This window comes from Methylocapsa aurea, from assembly GCF_000746085.1.
Lineage (GTDB): Bacteria > Pseudomonadota > Alphaproteobacteria > Rhizobiales > Beijerinckiaceae > Methylocapsa > Methylocapsa aurea.
In genome coordinates this window covers 55,905-79,472 of the sequence record NZ_JQKO01000008.1, presented here as the reverse complement: position 1 = coordinate 79,472, position 23,568 = coordinate 55,905, and the positions used below count along the sequence as shown (strand labels likewise).

The 23,568-nt window shown below is 62.6% G+C and carries 19 protein-coding genes and 1 tRNA gene; 7 read left to right on the top strand and 13 right to left on the bottom strand.

The window, feature by feature from the left end:
* The first annotated feature begins 71 nt into the window (after nucleotides 1-71).
* The 3 genes from DL86_RS05925 to DL86_RS05915 all read left to right on the top strand — a co-directional run bounded on the left by DL86_RS05925 (nucleotide 72) and on the right by DL86_RS05915 (nucleotide 3,101).
* A complete protein-coding gene (locus DL86_RS05925; RefSeq protein WP_036259309.1) occupies nucleotides 72-1,871 on the top strand; it encodes a tetratricopeptide repeat protein in 1,800 nt (599 codons plus the stop codon).
* 161 nt (nucleotides 1,872-2,032) lie between these two features.
* A complete protein-coding gene (locus DL86_RS05920) occupies nucleotides 2,033-2,899 on the top strand; it encodes a 4-(cytidine 5'-diphospho)-2-C-methyl-D-erythritol kinase (protein ID WP_036259537.1) in 867 nt (288 codons plus the stop codon).
* A gap of 128 nt (nucleotides 2,900-3,027) precedes the next feature.
* A tRNA-Gly gene (locus tag DL86_RS05915) sits at nucleotides 3,028-3,101 on the top strand.
* A gap of 19 nt (nucleotides 3,102-3,120) precedes the next feature.
* Here DL86_RS05915 and DL86_RS05910 read toward each other — a convergent pair.
* The 4 genes from DL86_RS05910 to zwf all read right to left on the bottom strand — a co-directional run bounded on the left by DL86_RS05910 (nucleotide 3,121) and on the right by zwf (nucleotide 7,864).
* A complete protein-coding gene (locus DL86_RS05910) occupies nucleotides 3,121-3,783 on the bottom strand; it encodes a class II aldolase/adducin family protein (protein WP_036259307.1) in 663 nt (220 codons plus the stop codon).
* A gap of 29 nt (nucleotides 3,784-3,812) precedes the next feature.
* Nucleotides 3,813-4,457 carry a bifunctional 4-hydroxy-2-oxoglutarate aldolase/2-dehydro-3-deoxy-phosphogluconate aldolase gene (eda, locus tag DL86_RS05905; RefSeq protein WP_036259304.1) on the bottom strand — a complete coding sequence of 215 codons (645 nt, stop codon included), beginning with the start codon at nucleotides 4,455-4,457 and terminating at the stop codon, nucleotides 3,813-3,815.
* Between the two features lie 72 nt (nucleotides 4,458-4,529).
* A complete protein-coding gene (edd, locus tag DL86_RS05900) occupies nucleotides 4,530-6,341 on the bottom strand; it encodes a phosphogluconate dehydratase (protein ID WP_036259301.1) in 1,812 nt (603 codons plus the stop codon).
* A 47-nt stretch (nucleotides 6,342-6,388) separates the two neighbouring features.
* Nucleotides 6,389-7,864: a glucose-6-phosphate dehydrogenase gene (gene zwf, locus DL86_RS05895; protein WP_036259298.1), complete on the bottom strand. Its 1,476-nt coding sequence runs from the start codon at nucleotides 7,862-7,864 to the stop codon at nucleotides 6,389-6,391.
* Nucleotides 7,865-8,207: 343 nt separating this feature from the next.
* Between zwf and DL86_RS05885 the strand changes: the two genes are divergently transcribed.
* Nucleotides 8,208-9,710, top strand: coding sequence for a leucyl aminopeptidase family protein (locus DL86_RS05885; RefSeq protein WP_084572735.1), 1,503 nt, complete (start codon nucleotides 8,208-8,210; stop codon nucleotides 9,708-9,710).
* A gap of 550 nt (nucleotides 9,711-10,260) precedes the next feature.
* On the opposite strand, the gene glmM is transcribed toward DL86_RS05885, so the two are convergent.
* On the bottom strand, nucleotides 10,261-11,610 hold the full coding sequence (gene glmM, locus DL86_RS05875; protein ID WP_036259295.1) for a phosphoglucosamine mutase: 1,350 nt from the start codon (nucleotides 11,608-11,610) through the stop codon (nucleotides 10,261-10,263).
* Between the two features lie 582 nt (nucleotides 11,611-12,192).
* On the opposite strand from glmM, the gene ybgF reads away from it, so the two are divergent.
* The 3 genes from ybgF (at nucleotide 12,193) to ftsH (ending at nucleotide 16,611) form a co-directional block, all read left to right on the top strand.
* Entirely contained in the window at nucleotides 12,193-13,395 is a 1,203-nt protein-coding gene (ybgF, locus tag DL86_RS05870) for a tol-pal system protein YbgF (protein WP_051952796.1), read from the top strand.
* The gene (gene tilS / locus DL86_RS05865; protein ID WP_036259294.1) at nucleotides 13,389-14,513 is read left to right on the top strand and encodes a tRNA lysidine(34) synthetase TilS; all 1,125 of its coding nucleotides are present in this window, start codon (nucleotides 13,389-13,391) and stop codon (nucleotides 14,511-14,513) included. Before ybgF ends, tilS begins: the two co-directional genes overlap by 7 nt.
* A gap of 172 nt (nucleotides 14,514-14,685) precedes the next feature.
* Nucleotides 14,686-16,611 carry an ATP-dependent zinc metalloprotease FtsH gene (ftsH, locus tag DL86_RS05860; RefSeq protein ID WP_036259529.1) on the top strand — a complete coding sequence of 642 codons (1,926 nt, stop codon included), beginning with the start codon at nucleotides 14,686-14,688 and terminating at the stop codon, nucleotides 16,609-16,611.
* A gap of 218 nt (nucleotides 16,612-16,829) precedes the next feature.
* On the opposite strand, the gene arsC is transcribed toward ftsH, so the two are convergent.
* From arsC to DL86_RS05820, 8 genes are all read right to left on the bottom strand, one after another.
* Nucleotides 16,830-17,246, bottom strand: coding sequence for an arsenate reductase (glutaredoxin) (gene arsC / locus DL86_RS05855; RefSeq protein ID WP_051952794.1), 417 nt, complete (start codon nucleotides 17,244-17,246; stop codon nucleotides 16,830-16,832).
* 138 nt (nucleotides 17,247-17,384) lie between these two features.
* Nucleotides 17,385-17,906 carry a peptidoglycan-associated lipoprotein Pal gene (pal, locus tag DL86_RS05850; protein WP_036259292.1) on the bottom strand — a complete coding sequence of 174 codons (522 nt, stop codon included), beginning with the start codon at nucleotides 17,904-17,906 and terminating at the stop codon, nucleotides 17,385-17,387.
* A 419-nt stretch (nucleotides 17,907-18,325) separates the two neighbouring features.
* Nucleotides 18,326-19,627, bottom strand: a complete 1,302-nt coding sequence (tolB, locus tag DL86_RS05845; protein ID WP_036259524.1) for a Tol-Pal system beta propeller repeat protein TolB — start codon at nucleotides 19,625-19,627, stop codon at nucleotides 18,326-18,328.
* Between the two features lie 77 nt (nucleotides 19,628-19,704).
* Nucleotides 19,705-20,865 (bottom strand): cell envelope integrity/translocation protein TolA, encoded by a 1,161-nt coding sequence (locus DL86_RS05840; protein WP_036259290.1) that lies wholly within the window; start codon nucleotides 20,863-20,865, stop codon nucleotides 19,705-19,707.
* A 6-nt stretch (nucleotides 20,866-20,871) separates the two neighbouring features.
* Nucleotides 20,872-21,318 carry an ExbD/TolR family protein gene (locus tag DL86_RS05835; protein ID WP_036259287.1) on the bottom strand — a complete coding sequence of 149 codons (447 nt, stop codon included), beginning with the start codon at nucleotides 21,316-21,318 and terminating at the stop codon, nucleotides 20,872-20,874.
* A 185-nt stretch (nucleotides 21,319-21,503) separates the two neighbouring features.
* A complete protein-coding gene (gene tolQ, locus DL86_RS05830; RefSeq protein WP_036259284.1) occupies nucleotides 21,504-22,247 on the bottom strand; it encodes a protein TolQ in 744 nt (247 codons plus the stop codon).
* Nucleotides 22,248-22,432: 185 nt separating this feature from the next.
* Nucleotides 22,433-22,873: a tol-pal system-associated acyl-CoA thioesterase gene (gene ybgC, locus DL86_RS05825; RefSeq protein ID WP_245276264.1), complete on the bottom strand. Its 441-nt coding sequence runs from the start codon at nucleotides 22,871-22,873 to the stop codon at nucleotides 22,433-22,435.
* A 145-nt stretch (nucleotides 22,874-23,018) separates the two neighbouring features.
* Entirely contained in the window at nucleotides 23,019-23,441 is a 423-nt protein-coding gene (locus DL86_RS05820; RefSeq protein ID WP_051952792.1) for a DUF6010 family protein, read from the bottom strand.
* Between the last annotated feature and the right edge of the window lie 127 nt (nucleotides 23,442-23,568).

Here is a 23,568-nt window from a genome sequence, read left to right as displayed (position 1 = left end):
TGTTTAGAATCGAAATAACGCTGACAGGCCCCGCGTGATCAGCCTCTCCTCTCGCATGGAAAAACGGTCGCATGTCGCTCGAGTCTAAGTTCGCCCGGAAGGCCCTCGGCCAGAGCCGTCGCCGCCTCGCCTTGCGCGCTGCAATATTGTCTGCTCTTGCGGTCTTTCTATTTCCCGCGACGCTCAATGCGGTGCAAGCGCGGGCCAGGGAAAACCTGGCGATCGCGGCTCCCTTCGAGGTCGGGGAAAGCCCGGCCGGGAATTATCTCGCGGCGCTCGTCGCCGGGGCCGAACGCGATACGGTCGCCGCCGCGACCTTTTTTCGCGAGGCGCTCCGGTACGATCCGCGCAATTCGCGCTTGATCGAGCGCGCCTTCGTCGCCTCCGTCTCGAATGGCAACATGCCGGAGGCTTTCGGCCTCGCGACCCGTCTTATCGCCCGCGAGCCGGACAACAGCCTCGCCCATCTGGCGCTTGGCGTTCAGGCTATCAAGGCAAGGCAGTTCGCGGCCGCTCGAGCCCAATTCGCCAAGGGCGGGTCCGGCCAACAGCGCGACATCACCGCCACGCTGCTCACCGCATGGAGCTACCAGGGCGAGGGGAACACCCGCCGCGCGCTCGAACTCGTCGACCGGCTTCGCGACGAGAGTTTCGGCGTTTTCCGCGACTATCATGCCGGACTCATCGCCAATATCGCCAAGAATCCAGCTGAGGCGACCAAACGGATGAAGGCGGCCTATGAGGCCGACAAGAATACGTTGCGCCTCGTCGACGCCTATGCCCGCTTCCTTGCCCGCCGCGGCGACCGCAACGACGCGATCAAGATCTACGAAGCCTTCGACGAGATCCTCCCCAACCATCCGATCATCGCAGCGGCGCGAGCGGACTTGAGCGCCGGCAAACCGCTTGAGCCGCTGATCAAGAATGCCGAGCAAGGCGCGGCCGAGGTGCTCTATGGCCTTGGCGCCGCCGGCGGCCGGCAAGGCGATGAACTCGCCGCGATGATCTATCTGCGTCTTTCGCTTTATCTCGCGCCGCAAAACAGTCTCGCCATCATTACCTTGGCCGACATATACGAACGCATCAAACAGAACGAACAGGCGATCGACGTCTACGAATTGGTGCGGGAGAGCGATCCGCTGCGCACCACCGCCGATATCCAGACCGGCCTCATTCTCGAAGCCATGGGCCGGCCGGAAGATTCCGCCAATTATTTGAAACGCGTCGTCGACGAGCACCCAAAGAACGATGACGCCTTATCCGCGCTCGGCAATCTGCAACGCGCCCATAAGCAATATGCAGAGGCGGTCGACACCTATAGCCGCGCGTTGAAAGAATCGACCAAACCCGCGAAAGCCAATTGGCCGATCTATTACTTCCGCGGAATTTCCTATGAACGGGAAAAGAATTGGCCGCTCGCCGAGGCCGATTTCAAACAGGCGCTGGCGCTGTTTCCGGATCAGCCGCTGGTCTTGAACTATCTCGGCTATAGCTGGGTCGATCAAGGCATCAACCTCGACGAAGCCTTCACCATGCTGCACCGGGCGGTCGAGTTGCATCCAACCGACGGCTACATCGTCGACAGCCTCGGATGGGCCAATTACAAGCTGGGGCGCTACGACGAAGCGGTCAAGGAACTCGAACGCGCGATCGACCTGAAGGCCTCGGATCCGGTGATCAACGATCATCTGGGCGACGCCTATTGGAAAGTCGGCCGCAAACTCGAAGCGCGGTTCCAGTGGAATCACGCGCGCGACCTCAATCCGGAACCCGATGATAAGGTCAAGATCCTGCGCAAGATCGAACGCGGCCTCGACGAGGACGAAAAGCCCGCCGCCGCCGAAGCCGATCCGCATAAGAACGGCGGGTGAACGCTCGCCCCGCGCAGCGATATTGGTTCGCGCGGCCGCGGTCTTAATCTAAGTAATGCGCTCCCAGCGTCGACGGCGGCGGAAATTTGCTCCGCCTGGACCCCGGTTCGAGACCGTCGCCGCATCTTCAATGCAAATTCGCGGCGGCCGCCTTGCCTATCATCCTCACCGAACGCGCGCCCGCGAAAATCAATCTGACCTTGCACATTGTCGGCCGCCAGACCGATGGGTGGCACGCGCTCGAAAGCCTCGTCGCCTTCTCGCGCGGCGGCGACGATCTCTCTCTTGTCGAGGGCGCGCCCTTGAGCCTTTCGATCGAAGGTCCGACCGCGCCCGCCTCCGGCGCTCTCGGCGATAATCTGGTCCTGCGCGCCGCCCGCAATTTCTCCAAGGCCTATGCGGGCGCGCGGCTCGGCGCTTTCCATCTCGTCAAACGCCTGCCGGTGGCGGCGGGAATTGGCGGCGGCTCCTCGGATGCGGCGGCGGCGCTTCGACTTCTCGCCCGCGCCAACGCGATCTCGATCGAGGACGAGGGCTTGATCGAGGCCGCGCGGCAGACGGGCGCCGATGTGCCGGTCTGTCTCGCCAAGCGGGCCCGGATGATGACGGGGATCGGCGGCGAGCTTGGGCCATTGCTGGAGCTTCCTCCGCTGATCGGCCTCATCGTCAATCCCGGCGAGCCGCTCGAGACCAAAAGCGTCTTCGCCCAGATGAAGATCGCGCCGGGCGCCAAGACGCGTTTCGGCGGACATCCGGAGCTTTGCGCGAAAATGCCGGCCGACGCGCTGATCTCGGCCTTGCGCAAAGGCCGCAACGACATGGAGGCGGCGGCTTGTGTGCTGGCGCCGATCATCGGCGACGTGCTCGCCGTCCTTTCCGCCGCGCCCGGATGCCGCCTCGCCCGCATGTCCGGCTCGGGCGCGACATGTTTCGCCATTTTCAAGGATTGCCGGACCGCCGCGCGGGCGAAGAAAGCCATTCTGCAGGCCCATCCGGCCTGGTGGGTCAAGACCTGCGTTTTGAATTAAAGCAGCAGTTGCTTCGATCCAGAGCGCTTGTGGCAATGACTTTCCGTCAAGACTATAGAGCCATTGAAATGGACTGGCCGAAGCGCTAAGCTTCCCAGCACGCTCCTTAGGGGAGCGGGAATGGTTTCGCGGGCGTAGTTCAATGGTAGAACGGCAGCTTCCCAAGCTGCATACGAGGGTTCGATTCCCTTCGCCCGCTCCAAAATGCGCCCTACAGAAATCTACGCCACGCGCGGCTTTCGCCGCAGTCCGTAATCCTTGAATTTTTCGACCGTCTTGGCGATCTCCTCATCCGCCAGCAGGCGCGGCGTTCCGATCTGAAGCGCGATCGCATATTGTTTCGCCAAGGTCTCGACTTCGAGCGCGCGCCACATCGCCTCGGCGAGATCTGAACCTGTCGCGATCATCCCATGATTGCCAAGCAGCGCGCAGCTTCGATCGACCAGCGCCTCCAGCGCCGCGACCGACAGTTCCGGGGAGCCATAGCTTTCATAGCGGGCGCAGCGGATGCTCGGCCCGCCCGCCGCCGCGATCATATAATGCGCGGCCGGGATCTCCATCCCGCACATCGCGAAGGCCGTGCAATAAAGCGGATGCGCGTGAACCACCGCGTTCACCTCGGGGCGCTGGCGCAAGATGTCGCGATGGAAACGCCATTCCGATGACGCCGGCAAGGGGTGTTGGTAGCCGCCATCCATGGTCATGAAAACGATGTCGTCGGCGGCCATCTCTTCATAGGGCAGGCCCGATGGGGTTATCAGGAGGCCGCCTTTCCAGCGCGCCGAAATATTTCCCGCCGTTCCCTGATTGATGCCTTGCCGGTCCATCCGGCGGCAGGCCTCGACAATCGATTGCCGGAGCGCGAATTCCTCGCTCATGGCCATGGCGCTCTCCTATTCCAAATCGCGCGTTATCATCGCCGCGCGAGAGCTGTCGCCTGTCGCGCCAGTTCCTCGACGCGAACGAAATCGCGGGCGTCGAGGATGTCTCGCGCCACCATCCACGATCCCCCGACGCAGGCGACATTGTCCAACTCGAGATAGGCCTTGGCCTTTTGCGCATCGATGCCGCCGGTAGGACAAAAAACAAGATCGGGCAAGGGACCGGCGAGCGCGGCAAGATATTTCGCGCCGCCCGCCGCCTCGGCGGGGAAAAATTTCAGCGCCCGGAATCCGCGCTCGAAAAGCGCCATGGCCTCGGAGGCCGAGGCGACGCCGGGCAGAAACGGGACCGACGAGCGCAGCGCCGCCTCGATGAGGCGCGGCGTCGTCCCCGGACTGACGAGGAAGCCCGCGCCGGCCTCGACCGCCGCCTCGGCCTGGGCGGCCTCGATGATGGTTCCGGCGCCAATGATCGCTTCGGGAAACGCCTTGGCGAGCACGGCGATGGCTTTGAGCGCGGCGGGCGTGCGCAGAGTGATTTCGAGCACATGGAGGCCGCCCGCAATCAGCGCGGCCGCCTGCTCCAGCGCCGCCGCGACATCGGCGACCTTCAAGACTGGAATGACCGGCCGGCGCCGCATCAGCGCCAGGGTCGCCTCGGTGTGCCGATACCGCATCTCCAGCGCCTTTCGATTTGTCGCATTTTCTTAACGCGAGCCGGCGTCCGCTTCGCTCGAAAAATGCTCTGGTCAGACGATCCCGCTCGCGCCCAATTCCGGCGCGCTCGCATGGGCGCGGAAGAGCTCGAACAAATCGCGCCCATAGCCATGCGCGTTGGCTTCAAGATCGCAGCTTGCATTGGCGCGCTCTTGCAGATCCTGCGCCGAAACTTCCGCCATCAGCATGCCCGCCTCGGCGTCGAGGCTGATGATGTCGCCATCGCGCAGCCGCGCGATCGGCCCGCCATCCTGCGCCTCGGGGCTCACATGGATCGCGGCCGGCACTTTTCCCGAGGCGCCCGACATGCGCCCGTCAGTGACCAGCGCCACCTGATGCCCTTGCGCCATGAGCGAAGCCAGCAACGGCGTCAGCTTGTGCAATTCCGGCATGCCGGTGGCGCGCGCGCCCTGAAAGCGCACCACCGCGACAAAATCGAGGTTAAGCTCGCCGGCGCAGAAGGCGGCCTCCACCTCCTCCTGAGTGTGGAAGATGCGCGCCGGCGCGCGCAGCTTGCGGCGCTCCGGGGCGACCGCGCTCAATTTGATCACCGCGCGGCCAAGATTGCCCTCCAGCACCTTCAAGCCGCCATCCTGCGAAAAAGGCCGCCGCGCCGGACGCAGCACGGAAAGATCCGAGCTCGCCGCCGCCGCCGGGCGATAGGCGAGCCTGCCGCCGTCGAGATAAGGCTCCACGACATAGCCCTCGAGCGCATGGCCGGCGATCGTCTTCGCGTCGGGATGCAACAGGCCCGCCTCCAGCAATTGGCCGATGAGGAAGCCCGTGCCGCCGGCCTTCGTAAAATGATTCACGTCGGCGCCGCCGTTCGGATAAATCCGGGTCAGCAAGGGAACTGCTTTCGAAAGATCGGCGAAATCGTCGAGCGTCAGGATCAGTCCGCCGGCGCGGGCCATGGCGACAAGATGAATCACGTGATTGGTCGAGCCGCCGGTCGCATGCAAGGCGACGATGCCGTTGACGAAAGCGCGCTCGTCGAGAATTTGCGCCACTGGCGTATAGTCTTCGCCAAGCGCGGTGATCGCCAGCGCCCGTTGCGCGGCGGCGGCGGTCAGCGCATCGCGCAAGGGCGTATCGGGATTGACGAATGAGCCGCCGGGCAGATGCAGGCCCATCGTTTCCATCAGCATCTGGTTGGAATTGGCGGTTCCGTAAAATGTGCAGGTGCCGGGCGCATGATAGGAGGCGGCTTCCGCCTCGAGCAAATCCTCGCGCGAGGCTTTGCCTTCCGCGTAGCTCTGGCGCAGCATCGCCTTGGTCTCGTTCGGGATGCCGGAGGGCATCGGCCCGGCCGGAATGAAGACCGCCGGCAGATGTCCGAAGGCCTGCGCGGCGATGACGAGGCCCGGCACGATCTTGTCGCACACGCCAAGAAACGCCACGGCGTCGAACATGTCATGCGACAGCGCGATCGCCGCCGCCATGGCGATCACATCGCGCGAGAACAGCGACAGCTCCATGCCGGCGCGTCCCTGCGTGACCCCGTCGCACATGGCGGGCACGCCTCCTGCAACCTGCGCGACGGCGCCGATCTCGCGCGCCGCCCGCTTGATGATCGCGGGAAACCGCTCATAGGGCTGATGCGCCGAGAGCATGTCGTTATAGGCGGTTACGATCGCGAGATTGGGCGTGATCCCCTGGTGCAAGCGCTGTTTCTCGGTCGCGCCGCAAGCGGCGAACCCATGCGCGAGATTGGCGCAGCCAAGCCCCTCGCGGCGCGGGCCCTCCCGCCGCATGGCCTCGATCCGGCCAAGATATTTCTCGCGGCTCGGGCGGCTGCGCTCTTGGATGCGGGCGGTGACATCTGCGATTGCTTGCTGAACCATGGCTTGGCCTCACCGTCGGAAGCTGAGCGCGTCGGCGCCAGCGTCGCTCAAACGACATCCTCGTTCCAGCTTCGTCCATCGCGCTCGACGAGGGCGATCGCCGCGGCCGGCCCCCATGTGCCGGCAAAATAAGGGCGCGGCCCGTCGCTCATATGGCTCCAGGCCTCGCGGATCGGATCGATCCAGCGCCACGCTGCCTCGACCTCGTCGCGGCGCATGAACAAGGTCGCATTGCCGCGAATGACGTCCATCAACAATCGCTCATAGGCTTCAGGAGCGTAAATCTGGAAGGCCTCGGCGAAATTCATGTCGAGCGGCACATAGCGCAGGCGCATGCCTCCGGCGCCCGGCTCCTTCAGCATCAGCCAGAGCTTGATGCCCTCGTCCGGCTGCAGCCGGATGACCAATCGCGTCTTCGAAATCCGGCCCGACTCGGCGCTAAAGATCGAATGCGGGATTTTGCGGAAGGCGACGATGACCTCCGAAACCCGTTGCGGCAAGCGCTTGCCGGTCCGAAGATAGAAGGGCGTGCCGGCCCAGCGCCAGTTCGCGACGGCGACCTTGAGCGCGACGAAGGTTTCGGTCGCGGTGTCGGGATTGCCGACGTCCTGCGCATAGCTCGGCACGGCGCCGCCTTCGCTAGCCCCGGCGCGATATTGCCCGCGCACGGTTGCCTGCGCCGCGTTGCTGGCGTCGATCGGAGCGAGCGACTCCAGGACCTTCAATTTCTCGCCGCGCACCGCATCGGCCTCCAGAGAGGCAGGCGGCTCCATGGCGACGAGGCACAAAAGCTGCAGCAAATGATTCTGCACCATGTCGCGAAGAGCGCCGGAGTTTTCATAATAGGTCCCCCGGCTTTCGACGCCGATCGATTCGGCGACGGTGAGTTCGACATGGTCGATATGGGCCGAGTTCCACAGCGGCTCGAACAGCGCGTTGGCGAAACGCAGCGCCATCAGATTTTGGACGGTTTCCTTGCCAAGATAATGGTCGATGCGGAAAATCTGCCGCTCCGAGAACACCGCCCCAATGGCGTCATTGATGCGCGCGGCGGACGCCGCATCATGGCCGATCGGCTTCTCGACGATGATGCGAGAATTGGGCGTGACGAGCGCATGGGCGGCGAGTTGCTTGGCGATGGGGCCGAAACGGTCCGCGGCGGTCGCAAGATAGAAAGCCCGCACGCGCGAAGGGTCGCCGGACAATCGCTCGGCGAGAAGATCCCAACCAGCGTCCTGTCCGACGTCGAGCGGCACATAATCGATCATGTCGAGAAAGGCTTTGACCTCATCCGCACGCCCCGCCTCGGTCGAGAATTTTTGCAGCGCCTCCGCGATCGTGCGGCGATAGGCGGCGCTGTCCAACGGCTGGCGCGAGACGCCGATCAATCGGGTTGGCTCGGAGAATTGCCCATCGAGAAAACGCCGAAACAGCGCCGGAAAGAGTTTGCGATAGGCAAGGTCGCCGGTTCCGCCGAAAACGACGAGATCGAAGGGATCAACCTTGAGGATGCGCGAAACCATTGGCTCCCTTTCCGTGCGGCGCGCCTCGTGGACCGCGCCTTCTGGCGATGCAACCTTGCCGCTAATGCAAAGGATTTCGGGCCATCTTTCAGATTGGCAAGGCGCCTGCCCCCCGCACACGCGGCATCGCCCTGCGCTCATGGTCCAACGCGCGGATATGCTGGCCATTGTCGACAAGTTGCGACGTCAAGTCGATCCCCAATCGTCTCGCGGGTGACGATAGCGGCGAGCCTCAAAAGGAAGCGGCGAACGTTTTGAGATCAGGCTTGAACTTGTTGCTCGCTCTGTCATGAAACGTTAACACTAGAACGCTTCCCACCGACATTCCTTGCAGGAGTTCTTGATGCTGCTTCACCGCGAGTCTTCAGAAGCGGCCACGCCGATCTGGTTCGTGACGGCGCGGACGTGGCCGGAGATCCGGTCGGGGCTGCCGGCTCAAGCGCAAGCTTTCACGGCCAGTTGCGGCTTCGAGCCAGCGCCCGGCCGATCTTTTCTCCTTCCCGACGCCACCGGCGCCATCGCCGCGGCGCTGTTTGGCCTCGAGGGCGAGAACGCAAAGGACAAGGACCCGTTTCTGCCCGGACGGCTGGCGGCGTCCTTGCCGCCCGGTCTTTATCGCTTCGCCAACGCGCCGCATGATCCCAGCCTCGCCGCGCTCTCCTGGCTCCTGTCCGGATATCGTTTCACCCGCTACAAGAGCCATGACGTCGAACCGGCGATCCTCTGCGCTCCTCCCGGCGTCGATGCGGCGCGCATCGAGCGCATCGCCAAGAGCGTCGCGCTCGGGCGCGACCTGATCAATACGCCGGCCAATGATCTTGGCCCCGACGCACTCGAAGCCGCCGCCTTGAACGTTGCGAGCCAATATCGCGCGAAAGCCTCGGTGACGCGCGGCGATAAGCTCTTGCAGACGAATCTGCCGCTCATTCACGCCGTCGGCCGCGCCGCCGACAAAGCGCCCCGTCTCGTCGATTTTTGCTGGGGCGATGCAAACCATCCCAAAATTACCTTGGTCGGCAAAGGCGTCTGTTTCGACTCGGGCGGATTGGACATCAAGCCCTCGTCCGGCATGTTGATGATGAAAAAGGACATGGGCGGCGCGGCGAGCGCCCTGGCGCTGGCGTCGATGATCATGTCGGCCAATCTTGCGGTGCGGCTGCGGGTGCTGCTGCCGATCGTCGAAAACTCGATTTCGAGCAATGCTTTCCGGCCAGGCGACATCTATCCGAGCCGCAAGGGCCTCTCGGTCGAGATCGGCAATACCGACGCCGAAGGCCGCCTCATTCTCGCCGACGCTCTGGCCCTGGCGGACGAGGAGGCCCCAGAGCTCCTGTTGGATTTCGCCACCTTGACGGGCGCGGCCCGGGTGGCGCTTGGGCCGGACCTGCCGCCTTTCTATACGATGGATGAGACGCTTTCCGCCGACATCGCGAGGTTTGCGGCAGCCAGCCATGATCCGGTCTGGCGGCTGCCTTTGTGGGGCCCCTACGACAAGCTTCTCGACAGCAAGATCGCCGACATCAACAATGTCGCCGGGGGTTCCTTCGCCGGTTCGATCACCGCTGCGCTGTTCCTGCGCCGTTTTGTCGAACGCGCCAAGAGCTGGGCGCATTTCGATGTCTACGCCTGGACGCCAAGCTTGAAGCCGGGGCGCCCGGAAGGCGCCGAGATCCAGGCCGCGCGTCTGCTCTTTGACTTGCTCGAGGCGCGTTATGGCGCCGGCGCGGCGATCGAGCCGACGGAAGGCAAGAGCCGCAAGATCATTCGCCGCGTCAAGGAAACCAGCGGCCTTCGCCATTCCGAAGATGATGACGACGGCGGCGCCTTCGATGATCTCACGCCATAGGATGGCCGCGCCCGCGCGCCGTTCGGTCGGCTGGAGCGTTGACCGCTTGAACAAGCCCTATGATCGTGAACGGCTTGCGGTTAAGCTGCGGCGCGCGCTCGATGGCTCGGCCGGGGAAGCCGAAGCAACCGCTCGGATTTCATGACCAAGCCGGGCTCCCTCCAGGATGCGCAAGGGGCAAGTTCGATATCTTTGGGGAAGGACAGAAAAATGCTGCCAGACGTAAAATGGGCGCTCGCCGCGGTTGTTTTCTTGGGCCTAATGGCGACTCCCGCCCTGTGCCAGTACTCCGTTGAGCAGGAGACGGCCGCTTGTCAGAACGACGCCCTGAACCTTTGCGGCCCGGTTATTCCAGATCATGCGAAAATTCACGCATGCCTCGTGAAATATAAAGCTTATCTCAGTCCCCAATGCCGCGCGATCGTAGCGCCGACTAAACAACGCCGGCGCCAAAAGCACTCCTAAATCTCGCGCTGAGCAGCGAGACCGCGGGGCCGTCTCGTTCGTCGAAAAGACCGCGCTCGCGCTGGCGTCTCCTTCCGACCAAACGTCAGGCCGCCCGCGCCCAAGCGGCAAGGGCGTCGCACACGTCGTCGACTATGCGCTCGACGACGTCGAGATTGTCGCCCTCCCCCATCACCCGAATCACCGGCTCTGTTCCCGATGGGCGGATCACGAGCCGCCCAGCATTGCCGAGCTCCCGGCGGCCCGCTTCGATGGCGCGGATGACGCCGTCATCCTCCAAAGGCCGGCCGGCCTTGAAGGTTACATTTTTCAAAACCTGCGGCAGAGGCTCGAAGCGACGGCACACCTGGCTCACCGGCTTCGATTCGCGCTTGACGATCGCCATCAATTGCAGCGCAGCGACGAGGCCATCGCCGGTCGTGCAATAGTCCGACAGGATGATATGGCCGGATTGTTCGCCGCCAAGATTATACCCGTTCTGACGCATGTGCTCGAGAACATAGCGGTCGCCGACCGGCGTGCGCGCCAGCGAAAGACCGACGTCCTCGAGATAGCGCTCAAGGCCGAGATTCGACATCACCGTCGCGACGATGCCCGGCTTGGTCAACCTTCCCTCGTCCTTCCAGCTTTGCGCGATCGCCGCCATCAATTGATCGCCATCGACGATCTTGCCCATCTCGTCGACGATGATCACCCGGTCAGCGTCGCCGTCGAGAGCGACGCCGATGTCGGCGCGCATTTCCCGGACTTTCTTGACCAGAGCTTGCGGAGCCGTCGAGCCGACGCCGCGATTGATATTGAAACCATCCGGTTCGACGCCGATCGAAAAGACCTCGGCTCCAAGCTCCCACAAGGCTTCTGGGGCGACCTTGTAGGCGGCGCCGTTCGCGCAATCGACGACAATGCGCAAGCCGTCGAGGGAAAGCGTGCGCAGCAAAGTCCGCTTGGCGAACTCAATGTAGCGCGCGCGATCGCCCTCGACCCGCATCGCCCGGCCAAGATCGGCGGGTTTCGACAATTTCAGCGCAAAGTCCTTGGCGAGCATCGCCTCGATTTTCGCTTCGACCTCGTCCGACAATTTATAGCCGTCCGGTCCGAACAGCTTGATCCCATTGTCCTCAAACGGATTATGCGAGGCGGAAATCATCACGCCAATGTCGGCCCGCATCGAATGGGTGAGCATAGCGACGGCTGGCGTCGGCATCGGCCCCAGCAGAAGCGAGTCCATGCCGACCGAGGCGAAGCCCGCGACCATGGCGTATTCGATCATATAGCTGGAGAGCCGCGTATCCTTGCCGATCACCGCGCGATGGCGATGGTCGCCGCGCTGAAAGACGACGCCTGTCGCCTGCGCGACCTTCATCGCTAATTCAGGCGTGATCGCCACATTGGCGCGGCCCCTTATTCCGTCCGTCCCAAAATGCTTGCGAACCATGGTTCGAATATCCCTAGAGCATAATCCCACGGAAATTTGTAGAGCTCTCAAAGGGGATTATGCGTTAAAACAACGACGTAGAAAGCGTGATCCGGTGCGGGCCGGAGCTGCGGATCGGATCGCGCCATAAGGTGGACCGAGGGATAGCGCCATCGGTTCGCGTCAAAACGATGGCGCTCGGCGCAATAGAGCATGGTCTTAAAAAAGTTGACCGACTTTTTCGATATTTAGACATCGGATATATCCGATGTCTCATAAGAACATACTCTAACCCTTTGAATCTGACCGATTCTTTCCCGATCAGATGAGTCCATCTGAGCGGGAAGCGCTAGATGCGCAAATCAGAACGGTTGGCGCAACGCTTGATAAACCGGCAATTGCCATGAGAGCCAAATGCCGCCTTTCAAACAATTCGAACCATTACTGATCGCATTTAATTAAAGATCGCTTGATCGCTGCGTCGATTGAGCGATCTTTCCGTTAATCTCGAAGCCAATCGCCAAGAATTGCAGCGCTTCATCGCATTTCGCCGAAAGCGTTCACATATCCTCAATCTCGCTCACTTGACAGGAACGCCGCCTCATGACGTTTTTCGACAGACCCCTGCCCACCGTCGCGACGGCTATCCTGTTGCTCGGCATCGCGTCCCTGGCGGCCGGGTTGGCGCCGCCCGCCCGCGCGGAAAAATCGCCGGCGATGCGTCTCGAGCTCGCGCAAGGCTTTGGCGTCCCCCCCGCCGACATTGGCGAATCCGGCGATTATCGCTATGGGCGGCCGCAGCAGGACGCGGCGGGTCTGCTCGTTAGAATCGACCGGTTGGAAAACCAGATGCGCCAGTTGAACGGACAGATCGAACAATTGCAGTTCGAGAATCGCAAGCTGGGAGAACAGCTCAAGAAATTCCAGGAAGATGTCGATTTCCGCTTCCAGGATGCCGGCGGGCATGGCGCGACTCCGGCGCCCTCCGCGCCAAGGCCTCCACAAAAGCGCAGCGAAGCGCCCGAACCAAGCATCGAATCCCTCGCTGAGGCCCCTTTGCCCGCCACTCCCTCAACCGCGACGCCGGCGCGGCCGAGCCGGCGCGGCGATGCTTTCGACCCCTCCGAGGATCCGACCGCGCCGGGAGCGCCGCGTCCGCTCGGAAGCCAAGCCTCGACCCCGCTCGGCGCCGCTGGCTCAGGCGGGAGCACGGGGCGAGGGCCCTTGGATCGTTCGGCCGCCGGACTCGATCCAAGCGATCCCGATGCGCCGCTCGACCTCCCAAGCAGCAAGCACCGGAGCGGGCAAGCCGCTCCCCCTGCCTTGGGCGCACGGCCGGCGCCTGACAGTTCTCCCCTCGTCGCCACAGCGCCCGGCGGCGCCGTCACCGCCGGCGGCACTGTCATCGCAGGAGCGCCGGTCAACCTGGTAAAAGAAGAGTTCGAAATCGCGCTCGGCTATTACAAGGAGAAAGAGTATGAAAACGCTGAAAAGAGCTTCATTGCTTTCCTCAAGAAAAATCCAAAATCCAAACTGATTTCCGACGCGACCTATTACCTTGGCGAAACCTACTTTCAACGCGGCCGCCAGCGCGAGGCGGCGGAGCAATATTTGAAGATCTCGACCCAATATGCGAATGCGCCCCGCGCGCCCGAAGCCTTGCTGCGCCTTGGCCAGTCGCTCTATTCTCTCGGCGCCAAGGAACAGGCCTGCGCGACATTTGGCGAAATCGGGCGCAAATATCCAAACGCCTCCGCCTCGATCAAGGCCGGCGCCGAGCGGGAGGCCAAGCGCGCGCAATGTTAGGTCCGGCGAACGAGGACCAAAATTCTGATCGCGCCGACCAAGGTCCGATTGGCGCCGCGCCGTTCAAGACACCGTTTGGCGGGGCGGAGATCGCGCGGCTGTTCCGCTCTTGGGAAGATGCGCGCGGCATCCTCCTCGCAGTGTCCGGCGGGCCGGATTCAGTGGCCTTGATGCTCCTCGCCGCGGCCTGGGCCGAGTCGCGCGCCGCGCCGCCGCTGCGCGTCGCAACCGTCGATCATTGCCTGCGCGAGGGCTCGCGCCACGAGGCTGAGCAGGTCGGGGCCTGGGCCGCGGCGCTCGGGCTGCCGCACGAGATTCTCGTTTGGGATGGCGCAAAGCAACGCTCGCGGATTCAGGAGCGCGCGCGGCAGGCGCGCTACGATCTTCTTTTCGCCCATGCGGCCAGGATCGGCGCGGATATTGTGGCGACCGCGCATCATGCCGACGATCAGGCGGAAACCATCCTGTTCCGGCTGCTGCGCGGAAGCGGCCTTGCCGGCCTCGCCGGGATGACCGGATCGCGCGAGCGCAGCGGCCTCACCCATTCGCGCCCGCTGCTGCATCGCTCCAAAGCGGAGCTTCTGGCTTTTTGCGAGGCGCGCGCGCATCCCTCTCTCGACGATCCATCGAACCGGAATCCGGCTTACGCCCGGACCCGGATGCGCGCGCTCAGCGGTTTCTTCGCCGCGCAAGGCCTCGATGGCGCGGCTTTGCTTCGGCTCGGCCGCCGCGCCGCCAGGGCAGAAGCGGCGCTGGCGGAACAGGCGCGATTCCTTCGCGCTGGATTGGAGGCGGAGCGCAAGCCCGGCCTTTTCCGCGCCAATATCGCCTCCCTCGCGGCCCAGCCGGAGGAGGCTTTGCTGCGCATTCTCTCCCTTGAGATTCAAGCCATTGAGGCCCAAGCATTGGACGACGTCGGACCGCCTCTGCGTCTCGACCGGCTTGAGGCGCTCACGCTGGCCTTACGCAAGGCGCTGCAATCCGGCGTCTCCTTCGCCTCCACATTAGGAGGCGCCGCGCTTCGGCTTCGCGCCGACGGGACCCTGACCATTCAACGGGAGAAAGCGCGCCGCCGCGGCCTGACGGGCCCCAAAAAACCGCCATCGGACGCAATCTGACGCGGAGCGCCGCATCTCTTCGATCAAGACTTAGCCGTTGGCAAGCAAGACGGCCCCCTTGGCAAGAATGAGGACGAAGCCTACATTGCTTAGAATGCCTCTCTTGTGGGGTTGTTTTTCTTTCAATGGGCGGCCGGCCTTCCGGTCAGATCGGCCTGTAGCGGGAATGAAAATGAATCCGAATTTCCGAAATTTCGCGCTTTGGGTAATCATTATCCTGCTCGTCGTCGCGCTGGTCATGCTGTTCCAGAACCCCGGTCAGCGCGCGCCGTCGCAAGACATCACCTTCAGCCAGCTTCTGAATGAGGTCGACCAAGGTCATGTTCGCGAGGTCACGATCTCGGGCAATGAGATTACCGGCCATTTCACCGACAATCGCGCTTTCTCGACTTATGCGCCGAACGATCCGACTTTGGTGCAGAGTCTCTATAAGAAAAACGTGTCGATCTCGGCCAAGCCGCCGTCTGACGGCAATAATTGGCTGCTGACTCTGCTCGTCAACGCGCTGCCGCTCATCGCCATCATCGGCGTCTGGATCTTCCTGTCCCGCCAGATGCAGGGCGCCGGAGGCAAAGCGATGGGCTTTGGCAAATCCAAGGCGAAGCTTCTGACCGAGGCGCATGGGCGGGTCACCTTCGAGGATGTCGCCGGCGTCGACGAAGCCAAGGAAGACCTCCAGGAGATCGTCGAATTCCTGCGCGATCCGCAGCGGTTCCAAAAACTTGGCGGCCGGATTCCGCGGGGCGTCCTGCTCATCGGTCCGCCCGGCACCGGCAAGACCTTGCTGGCGCGCGCCATCGCCGGCGAGGCCAATGTGCCCTTCTTCACGATCTCCGGATCGGATTTCGTCGAGATGTTCGTCGGCGTCGGCGCGAGCCGCGTCCGCGACATGTTCGAGCAGGCCAAGAAGAACGCGCCTTGCATTATCTTCATCGATGAAATCGACGCCGTCGGCCGTCATCGCGGCGCCGGTCTTGGCGGCGGCAATGACGAGCGCGAGCAGACCTTGAACCAGCTGCTCGTCGAAATGGATGGATTCGAGGCGAACGAGAGCATTATCCTCATCGCCGCGACCAACCGTCCCGACGTGCTCGACCCGGCGCTGCTGCGCCCGGGCCGATTCGATCGCCAGATCGTCGTGCCGAACCCCGACGTGGTTGGCCGCGAGCGCATCCTGAAAGTGCATGTCCGCAAGGTTCCGCTCGCGCCAGACGTCGAATTGCGGACGGTCGCGCGCGGCACCCCGGGCTTTTCGGGCGCCGATCTCATGAACCTCGTCAACGAGGCCGCCTTGCTCGCGGCGCGGCGCGGCAAGCGCGTCGTCACGATGGCGGAGTTCGAGGATTCCAAGGACAAGATCATGATGGGCGCGGAGCGCCGCACCATGGTCATGACCGAGCAGGAAAAAATGCTGACCGCCTATCACGAGGGCGGCCACGCCATCGTCGCCCTCAATGTCCCGGCCACCGATCCGGTGCATAAAGCGACGATCATTCCGCGCGGCCGGGCGCTCGGCATGGTCATGCAGCTCCCCGAACGCGACAAGCTCTCGACGACCTATGAACAGATGACCTCGCGTCTTGCCGTCTGCATGGGCGGCCGGGTGTCGGAGGAAATCATTTTCGGCAAGGACCAGATCACTTCCGGGGCGCAATCCGACATCGAACAGGCGACCAAGCTCGCACGCGCGATGGTGACGCGCTGGGGCTTTTCCGACAAGCTCGGCACCGTGATGTATGGCGATAACCAGGAGAATGAAGTCTTCCTTGGCTATTCCATGGGCAAGCAGCAAACCATTTCCGAGGAGACGGCGCAGAAGATCGACTCGGAAGTGCGCCGGCTTGTCGAAATGGGCCTCGCCGAGGCTCGGCGCATCATCACCGAGAAGCGCGCCGATCTCGAGGCGCTCGCCAAAGGGTTGCTCGAATATGAGACCCTTAGCGGCGACGAGATCATGGGTCTCTTGCAGGGTCGCAAGCCGGTGCGCGACACTGGCGACGATTCAGCGGCGCAGCGTGGATCCGCTGTGCCGACGGCCGGTGTCGGCGTTCGTCCGAAGTCGGGGCCTGGCGGATTGGAGCCCCAGCCGCAGGCTTAAAGCAAAGCCAGGTTCGATTAAGGTCCGCATGTGATTTAAGACTCGTGGCCGCCCTTCGCTCCCGCAATCGGAGCGAGGGGCGGCCACAATGCTGTTTTGAGCCCAAAAAGCGCGGTCAATTGAAGACGGCTCCCGCGCGAATCCTGCACCGTCCGCTTGACGCCTCCTCAGGCGTAGGGGCATAGCTCCCGTGCCGCGGCGCGGCCAGCCAAAGCGGCCTACCCTTTCCTATCGCTTTTGACCGGCTTGGCTTGTCCCGCCTTGACTTGTTCCTTTTGCGGGCCTGCGGGGAGCAGTTCATAGACGCGTTCGGGCGGACGGCAGAGCATCGCCAAGGACTCCGTCGAAACGATCGGCCGCTCGATCAGGATCGGGTATTTCAGCATCGCATCGATCAAAACCGCGTCCGAGAGTCCCTCATCGGCAAGACCGAGGTCGTCATAGGGCGTGCCGCGTCGGCGCAAAATCGCTCTCGGCTTCAGCTTCATCCGCGCCAGAAGATCCAACAGAACCGCCTTTGAAGGCGGCTCCTTCAGGTAGGGAACGATTAAGGGCTCGATCCCGGCTTGGCGGATGAGGCCCAGGACCTTGCGCGAGGTGGCGCAGGAGGGATTATGATAAATGGTTAAGCTCATGAAATCGGATTTTAGGCCGGGATCAGGCGACCCGCCACGAAAAAAACCGGCGCCTGAATGGAGGGGCGCCGGTTCGAGTTGCGGGCTGGGAACAAGGGAGGAAACGCCAAGGGGCGCAAGTTCCCTCGCCCGATAAGATCAGGACTGGCCGCCGCCGAGCACCGTGACCGCGCGGCGGTTTTGCGACCAGCAGGAAATATCGTTGCAGACCGCGACGGGGCGCTCCTTGCCATAGCTGGTGGTGCGAATCCGGGCCGCCGGAATGCCTCGGGCGACCAGATATTCCTTAGTGGCTTCGGCCCGGCGCGCGCCGAGGGCGAAGTTATATTCGCGCGTGCCGCGCTCGTCGGCATGACCTTCGACGGTGAATGTGTAGCGGCTATACTGCTGCAGCCACCGCGACTGCTTATCCAAAGTCGCCTGCGCGGTTGGGCTCAGTTCGCTGGAATCGCTGTCGAAGAAAACCCGGTCGCCGGCATTGACGGCGAAATCTTGCGGACTGCCAGGAGCGGCCGCGCGCGAACCGCCTGCGCCAAAGCCGGCGCCGCCGGCAAGCGCCGCCGGATCTTCGGTCGGCGTCTTGGCGCAACCGGCAATCGCGAGGGCGGCGCCCAGCACGGCGGCGAATTTCAATTCGCCCAACCGTTTGAGAAAGCTCATCCCTTTTCTCCTTGTGTGATCGCAGGACATGACCTGTCCTATCCCCCGGTGGTTAATGGAAGGTTCCGTCAACCTTGATCGAAGCTTGCCTCAAAGCGTTGCATTTGAGCAATCACGCCTGATGGTTAACCCTCTGTTGACGGCGGCATTAGGGCCGCTTGGCCATCTTGTCGCCGATCCTGCCTGGCGGAGCCCCCCATCCGGACCTCGCGCGTCTCCCGGCAAGCGTTCTAACCGCGCGACCTGTCGCCGCGCTGGTCAATCCATCCGGGGAGCGGACCGACGGAGCGCGTTCCGATCAGGCGCCATAGGGCATTTTCGAGCGAAGTGGATGCCGGTTCGCGTTAAGAAAATGCGACAAAAAAAGACCTAGAGCTGCCTTCTGAGTCCGCCGAAACCGAAAGCGCTCTACCGCGGATTCAGTTGAGCAGCGGACTCCAGGCGGGATCGGAGCCGAAACTTGGCGTCGGCACGAGGAACTCGCCGCGGCCGAACACATCTACCATGTAGATTTTCGAGCCGCTTTGCCCGCCTGGATCGCGGAAGAACATCAGGTAGAGGCCATTGGGCGCCCAGGTCGGGCCTTCATTGTGATAGCCATCGGTCAGGATCCGCTCGCCTGATCCATCCGGCCGTATGACGCCAATGGCGAAAGTGCCGCCCTTCTGCTTGGTGAAGGCGATGAAATCGCCTTTCGGCGACCAGACCGGCGTTGAATAGCGTCCCTCGCCAAAGGTGATCCGCTTCGGCGCCCCGCCGCTCGCCGACATCACATAGACTTGCTGCGTTCCGCCGCGGTCCGATTCAAAGGCGATTTGCGTCCCGTCCGGGGAATAGGAGGGCGAGGTGTCGATCGCCCTGGAATCGGACAAGCGCGTCGTCGTCCGCGAGCGCAGATCCATAGTGAAGAGGTTCGATGCGGACCCTTGCGCCAGCGACATAACGATCTTCTGCCCATCGGGCGAAAACCGCGGCGCGAAGGTCATGCCCGGGAAATTGCCGACCACCTCGCGCTGGCCGGTCTCGATGTTCAGCAAGAGCACCTTCGGGTCAGATGCGCCAAAGGACATATAGGTCACGTCCTGCGAGGATGGCGAAAAGCGGGGCGTGACCACGAGATCGTCGCCGCGCGTCAAATAGCGCACATTGGCGCCGTCCTGGTCCATGATCGCAAGGCGTTTGCGGCGGTTCTCTTTCGTCCCGGTCTCGTCGACGAAAACGACGCGGGTATCGAAAAAGCCCTGCTCCCCGGTGATGCGCGAGAAGATCGCATCCGAGATAATATGCGCGACCCGGCGCGCATTATTGGGGTCGGTAACATATTGCTGGCCGGCGACCTGCGCGCCGGTGGCGACGTCCCAGAGCCGGAATTCGCTCTGCAGCCGCCCATCCGAGCCGCGGCTGGTGCGCCCGGTCACGACAAATTGCGCATTGATCATGCGCCAGGAATCCATCTGCGGCGCCTGGTCGGGGTTGGCGATGGTCTCGACGAAAGTCTTGGGATCGAGCGGCGTCAGAAAGACGGAGCGCTTGAAATTATTGGTGACAATGCCGGTCAACTGAGCCGCCGCCGCTGCGTCGCCGGCAAAAGCCGTCACCGCCACCGGAATCGGCTTGAACTCGGCCGATCGCCGCACATCGAGATAGCGGTCCTGGCCCAAGGCGGGGCCGAGCCCAGCGCCAAGGCAAGCGGCGGAAAGGGCTCCGGCGGACAAGGCCATGGCGGACCTGCGCGTAAGATCCAAAATCCCGCTGGAATTGCGATTGGCTTCGCCGCGCGGCGCAAAATGAAAAGTTTTCACAGCATTTCCTCCGGATCGAAGCGAACGATCCGGCCTTTCCATTCATTGTAGTAGGGCTGATACTGAGCCGGGATTTGCAACGGATCGCACCGCCGCACCGCCCGGATCGCACTTTCAGCGAGATTGCGCAAATTGGGATCGGATGGCGGATTGAGCAACTCGGGCTGGCCAATCAGCGCGCCATCTTGCGCATATTGAACATGAATCTCGGGGACGTATTTTTTCTGCGCGCCAAGCCCGATAAAATTCCAACACCGCTTGTACTGCTCCTGCAGCAAACCATCAAGCCGGCCCCAGAGCGAGGGCGACATTTTGGCCGCGTTCGCGGTCGGCGAGCCCAGCGAGGCCACTTGCTGCAACTCGCGTCCGGTCGAGGCTTTCCGTTGCGGCGCGTCCTTGGTCAAGAACCTGCTGATGTCGCCCGGATCGAATTTCTGGTTCGATTCATTGGCCTCGTCTCCAGATTTCGGCTTCGGCGCAGGCTTTTCGACGGGCTTCTGGATCGGATCCTTTTGCTTTTCCTGCTCGAGCAGTTTCGCCAATTGATCCGGTTTGAATTTTGGCTCGGCCTTTTGCGGCCTCTCGATCGGCTTTGGCTTCTGTTCCGCCACAGGCTCCTGCTTCGGCTCGACCTTAGGATCAGGCTTGGGCCTGGGAACCGGCTTTGGCTCGATCGCTTCGGCTGACTCGGGCGGCGGCGGCTTTGGCGGCGATGGCGGCGCGGCCGTCTTAGCGGGCTCGGGTTTGGCGGCGGGCTTCACAGGCTCCTCGGCCGGACGCGGCGGCGGCAGCGCCGCGCTGCGTTCGGGGGGCGTTGGCGGAGTTTTCGGCACGTCATGGCCGGGATCCGGCTCGCGCTTCAGCGGCGAAGGCGGCGCAGGCGCATCCATCTTGGCTTCGGCAAGCGCCGGATGGGGCTTCAATTCGGCGATTTCAGCGCGCTTTTCGACCCTTTGCAGCGGCTTTGCCTGCTTGGGCGCGGTCTTTTCGCCTCTCATGATCTGATTGAATTCGCTATCGCTGACCATTTCGACAGGAATGCTCTCCTGCGCATCCTCGAATTGCGGGGCATGCGAAAAGGAAAGCAGCAGCGCGGCGAGCAAAAGGAGATGGATGCCGCTCGAGATCGCTAAGCCTGGATTTCCGCGCAGCGACATTGCCGTTTAGTTCTTGCTCGGATCGGTGACCAGCGCGACCTTCTTATATCCGGCCGCGGTGATGATCGACATCACTTCGGCGATCTTGCCGTAATTCACGGCATTGGCGCCGCGCACATAGATGCGCTCGTCAAAGCCCGCCTTGGCGACTTCCTTCAATTTATCGGCGAGCTGCGTGACGGGCACCGGCTGATCCATGACATAGACGAGGCCTTTGTCGTCCACCGCGACGGAGAGCGGCTTCTGCTCGATGTTCAGCGCCGAGGCCTTGGTCTGCGGCAGGTCGATCGGCACGCCGCTCGCGAGCAGCGGCGCCGCCACCATGAAGATGATCAAGAGGACCAGCATGACGTCGATGAAAGGCGTCATATTGATCTCGGCCATGGCGCCATAGCGCGGCACGCCGCGCCGCCGGCGCCCGACTCTGCGCGCTGCAACTCCAGATAAGGCCATTTTCAAAATCTCCCGCGCGCTGCCTCAAAGCATTTTCCGGCGAAATAGACGCCAACTCATCGATCGAAAATGCGCCGCCGTCGGTTGGAACAGGATGGCTTCAAGGCGAAACGGTCTGTTCACTATCAATTTTGTCGGGCGCACGACTTCACCCGAGAAGTCCGCAACGCCTCGGGGACCATGCTCTAGGCCGCCTGATCGTGACTGGCGCGCTGATCGATTTGACGCGACAAGATCGAGGAGAATTCATCGGCGAAGGCTTCGAGCTGCGCCTGTTTCTTGGCGACGTCGCCTTGCAATTTATTATAGGCGATCAGCGCCGGAATCGCCGCGAAAAGCCCGATCGCGGTGGCGAACAGCGCTTCCGCTATGCCAGGCGCGACGACCGCGAGCGAGGTGTTGCGCGAGGCGGCGATCGAGCGAAACGAAGACATGATGCCCCAGACCGTCCCAAACAGTCCGATGAAGGGACTGGCCGAGGCGACCGTCGCCAGCACCAGGAGATTGGACTCAAGCTTCTCGACTTCCCGCGCGATCGAAACATCCAGCACTTTTTCGATCCGCGCCTGCAGCCCCATGAAAGAGGAGCCCGCGCCTTGCACGGTGCGCCGCCATTCGCGCATCGCGGCGACGAACAGGGTGGCCATTCCCGTCGTCGGGCGCGACGACAAGGTGCCATAAAGTTCATCAAGAGAGGCGCCCGACCAGAACACTTCCTCGAACTGGGCCATGGCGCGCTGCGTCCGCCGCAGAAGAAGAACTTTGTTGATAATGATCGCCCAGCACCAGACCGACGCCCCAAGCAAGCCCATCATGACGAGCTTGACCACGAGATGGGCGGACCAGAACATGCTCAAAAGCGAGACTTCGGCGCCCGAAGCCAATCCGGATGCGGCCAGTCCCGTAGCAGCGATGTCGGTAGGATTCATCTTCTAATAGTCCTCTCGATGCCGGCCGATCGCGGCGCATTGGCGCCGCATTGTCATAAAGCCAATCTTGGGCCGGAAATCGGTCATTTCTGGGGCTTTGCGCCAATTCGCCGGCGCCTATGAGCGCAGACTTTAGCCTCGATCGAGGTTAATATCCGGTTACCCTCGGCGTCCGCCCGCCACAGTTACAGTTCTCTTGGCGACGTCATCTTGAGCTTGGCCAGTATCTCCGCCGGGATGCGGCGCGCTCTTCCGCCTGAGACCACGGCTATTCTGACCTTAGCGGTCACAAGCGATTCGCCGCCGCGCAAGATCGCCTGCGCCATTTCGATCGAGGCGCCGCCAATGGCTTGGGTCCTGGTCTCGACCAAAAGCGCATCGTCCATCAGCGCCGGCTTGAGAAAATCGAGCGTCATGGCGCGAACGACGAAATGGAAGCCTTCGGCGCCGCCGCCGGCGAAGATCGCCTTATGGTGAATGCCGAGCGCGCGTAGAAATTCAGTGCGGCCGCGCTCCAGAAAACGCAGATAGGACGCATGATAGACGACGCCGGAAAAATCCGTGTCCTCGTAATAGACCTGGACGCCGAAGCGGTGCGGGCCGGGCAAGGCGATCGCCTCGCTCATCGTCGCTTCGCCGGAAGTAAGGGGCATATGACCTGTTGGCGCTTGAGCCCTTTGCGGGGGCGTTGAGCGGGAACCCTAGCCTTTTTCCCCGGTTCGCCTCAAGCACGGGGCCCCACCAAAGACTCTGACTTTTCCAAATCATGCTTTAGCCACGCAGAGTCCACATCGCCGCCAAACCCAGGGCAGCCACGAAATCATAAATCGCGCAAAAAGGCGGATACCAGACCGGTATCGTTACAAGCTTTGATCCTTGATGATGCGCGTAGTCCCAAGCTCCATGCAGGACATAGGCGATCGGAACAATCCAGACGTTGAGCCACAAGCCGGCCAGGGCCGCCGCCAGGAATCCAAAGGCTGCGGCGATTTCCGTCGCGATTTGCGACAGGCTGCCGCGCTGCAGGGCGAAACCGACGTAAATCGCGCCAATGGCGGCAAGGAGCACGCAGGCGAATTGCTCCGACTGCAGCTTTGAGAGAAAAAAATGCGCCGGGATTGTCGCGACGCTCGCGAGACCGCCGATCATGGCGGGCGAACGCGCGAAAGAATTTGCAACAAGAGCGCCGCCCATTCGATTGCCTCCATCCTCTACGCGTACGAAAACCTCGTCGCGAAATCGCCAATTCAAGGGTATGGATAAATTGCCATTAGGTTGAGCCGGCACGCATCGCCGACCCCGCACAATAGGCGCGAAAGAC

Bases quoted from the DNA above. Each gene is read 5' to 3' on its own strand.
- DL86_RS05925 (WP_036259309.1), top strand. From the start codon at position 72: ATGTCGCTCGAGTCTAAGTTCGCCCGGAAGGCCCTCGGCCAGAGCCGT.
- DL86_RS05910 (WP_036259307.1), bottom strand. From the start codon at position 3,783: ATGGCCATGAGCGAGGAATTCGCGCTCCGGCAATCGATTGTCGAGGCC.
- eda (WP_036259304.1), bottom strand. From the start codon at position 4,457: ATGCGGTATCGGCACACCGAGGCGACCCTGGCGCTGATGCGGCGCCGG.
- edd (WP_036259301.1), bottom strand. From the start codon at position 6,341: ATGGTTCAGCAAGCAATCGCAGATGTCACCGCCCGCATCCAAGAGCGC.
- zwf (WP_036259298.1), bottom strand. From the start codon at position 7,864: ATGGTTTCGCGCATCCTCAAGGTTGATCCCTTCGATCTCGTCGTTTTC.
- DL86_RS05885 (WP_084572735.1), top strand. From the start codon at position 8,208: ATGCTGCTTCACCGCGAGTCTTCAGAAGCGGCCACGCCGATCTGGTTC.
- glmM (WP_036259295.1), bottom strand. From the start codon at position 11,610: ATGGTTCGCAAGCATTTTGGGACGGACGGAATAAGGGGCCGCGCCAAT.
- ybgF (WP_051952796.1), top strand. From the start codon at position 12,193: ATGACGTTTTTCGACAGACCCCTGCCCACCGTCGCGACGGCTATCCTG.
- tilS (WP_036259294.1), top strand. From the start codon at position 13,389: ATGTTAGGTCCGGCGAACGAGGACCAAAATTCTGATCGCGCCGACCAA.
- ftsH (WP_036259529.1), top strand. From the start codon at position 14,686: ATGAATCCGAATTTCCGAAATTTCGCGCTTTGGGTAATCATTATCCTG.
- arsC (WP_051952794.1), bottom strand. From the start codon at position 17,246: ATGAGCTTAACCATTTATCATAATCCCTCCTGCGCCACCTCGCGCAAG.
- pal (WP_036259292.1), bottom strand. From the start codon at position 17,906: ATGAGCTTTCTCAAACGGTTGGGCGAATTGAAATTCGCCGCCGTGCTG.
- tolB (WP_036259524.1), bottom strand. From the start codon at position 19,627: ATGGCCTTGTCCGCCGGAGCCCTTTCCGCCGCTTGCCTTGGCGCTGGG.
- DL86_RS05840 (WP_036259290.1), bottom strand. From the start codon at position 20,865: ATGTCGCTGCGCGGAAATCCAGGCTTAGCGATCTCGAGCGGCATCCAT.
- DL86_RS05835 (WP_036259287.1), bottom strand. From the start codon at position 21,318: ATGGCCTTATCTGGAGTTGCAGCGCGCAGAGTCGGGCGCCGGCGGCGC.
- tolQ (WP_036259284.1), bottom strand. From the start codon at position 22,247: ATGAATCCTACCGACATCGCTGCTACGGGACTGGCCGCATCCGGATTG.
- ybgC (WP_245276264.1), bottom strand. From the start codon at position 22,873: ATGAGCGAGGCGATCGCCTTGCCCGGCCCGCACCGCTTCGGCGTCCAG.
- DL86_RS05820 (WP_051952792.1), bottom strand. From the start codon at position 23,441: ATGGGCGGCGCTCTTGTTGCAAATTCTTTCGCGCGTTCGCCCGCCATG.